Genomic DNA, 1,751 nt, shown 5'->3' with positions numbered 1-1,751 from the left:
TCACGGGCGAGCAGCAGGAAGCCTGGTCCCTCAGGACCCAACAACGTGCACCAGCCAGCAGCTCCACCCCGACCCGTTCCGACCCTGCAAGCAGGATGTACTAGGACCGGAAGCATCACTCCCGACTGCACTGTCAATGTTCCACCCATGAGCTACCGGCAACCACGTTCGGGTTACTCGGCGCCTGGATCCCAGCAAGCTGGAACCAGATGCTCCTTAGAAAGGAGGTGATCCAGCCGCACCTTCCGGTACGGCTACCTTGTTACGACTTAGTCCTAATCACCGATCCCACCTTCGACGGCTCCTTCCACAAGGGTTAGGCCACCGGCTTCGGGTGTTACCGACTTTCATGACTTGACGGGCGGTGTGTACAAGGCCCGGGAACGTATTCACCGCAGCGTTGCTGATCTGCGATTACTAGCGACTCCGACTTCATGAGGTCGAGTTGCAGACCTCAATCCGAACTGAGACCGGCTTTTTGGGATTCGCTCCACCTTACGGTATCGCAGCCCTTTGTACCGGCCATTGTAGCATGCGTGAAGCCCAAGACATAAGGGGCATGATGATTTGACGTCATCCCCACCTTCCTCCGAGTTGACCCCGGCAGTCTCCTATGAGTCCCCGCCATAACGCGCTGGCAACATAGAACGAGGGTTGCGCTCGTTGCGGGACTTAACCCAACATCTCACGACACGAGCTGACGACAACCATGCACCACCTGTACACCGACCACAAGGGGGCGACCATCTCTGGCCGTTTCCGGTGTATGTCAAGCCTTGGTAAGGTTCTTCGCGTTGCATCGAATTAATCCGCATGCTCCGCCGCTTGTGCGGGCCCCCGTCAATTCCTTTGAGTTTTAGCCTTGCGGCCGTACTCCCCAGGCGGGGCGCTTAATGCGTTAGCTACGACACAGAAACCGTGGAAAGGTCCCTACATCTAGCGCCCAACGTTTACGGCATGGACTACCAGGGTATCTAATCCTGTTCGCTCCCCATGCTTTCGCTCCTCAGCGTCAGTTACGGCCCAGAGATCTGCCTTCGCCATCGGTGTTCCTCCTGATATCTGCGCATTCCACCGCTACACCAGGAATTCCAATCTCCCCTACCGCACTCTAGTCTGCCCGTACCCACTGCAAGCCCGAGGTTGAGCCTCGGGATTTCACAGCAGACGCGACAAACCGCCTACGAGCTCTTTACGCCCAATAATTCCGGACAACGCTTGCACCCTACGTATTACCGCGGCTGCTGGCACGTAGTTAGCCGGTGCTTTTTCTGCAGGTACCGTCAAGAGCAAGCTCCCTTCTTCCCTACTAAAAGAGGTTTACAACCCGAAGGCCGTCATCCCTCACGCGGCGTTGCTGCATCAGGCTTTCGCCCATTGTGCAATATTCCCCACTGCTGCCTCCCGTAGGAGTCTGGGCCGTGTCTCAGTCCCAGTGTGGCCGGTCACCCTCTCAGGCCGGCTACCCGTCGTCGCCTTGGTGAGCCATTACCTCACCAACAAGCTGATAGGCCGCGAGTCCATCCCCAACCAAAAAATCTTTCCACCACCAGACCATGCGGCCGGCAGTCATATCCAGTATTAGACGTCGTTTCCAACGCTTATCCCAGAGTCAGGGGCAGGTTACTCACGTGTTACTCACCCGTTCGCCACTAATCCACCCAGCAAGCTGGGCATCATCGTTCGACTTGCATGTGTTAAGCACGCCGCCAGCGTTCGTCCTGAGCCAGGATCAAACTCTCCGTAAAAAA

1 rRNA gene is annotated in these 1,751 nt (G+C 56.9%); it reads right to left on the bottom strand.

The features are described 5' to 3' along the window. Nucleotides 1-220: 220 nt before the first annotated feature. Nucleotides 221-1,748: ribosomal RNA gene (locus EDF64_RS17990) — 16S ribosomal RNA — on the bottom strand. Nucleotides 1,749-1,751: the final 3 nt, after the last annotated feature.

This window comes from Curtobacterium flaccumfaciens, assembly GCF_004361695.1.
Taxonomy (GTDB): Bacteria; Actinomycetota; Actinomycetes; order Actinomycetales; family Microbacteriaceae; genus Curtobacterium; species Curtobacterium flaccumfaciens_B.
Note: the sequence above shows the minus strand (reverse complement) of the source record. Positions and strands in the feature narration are given on the sequence as shown.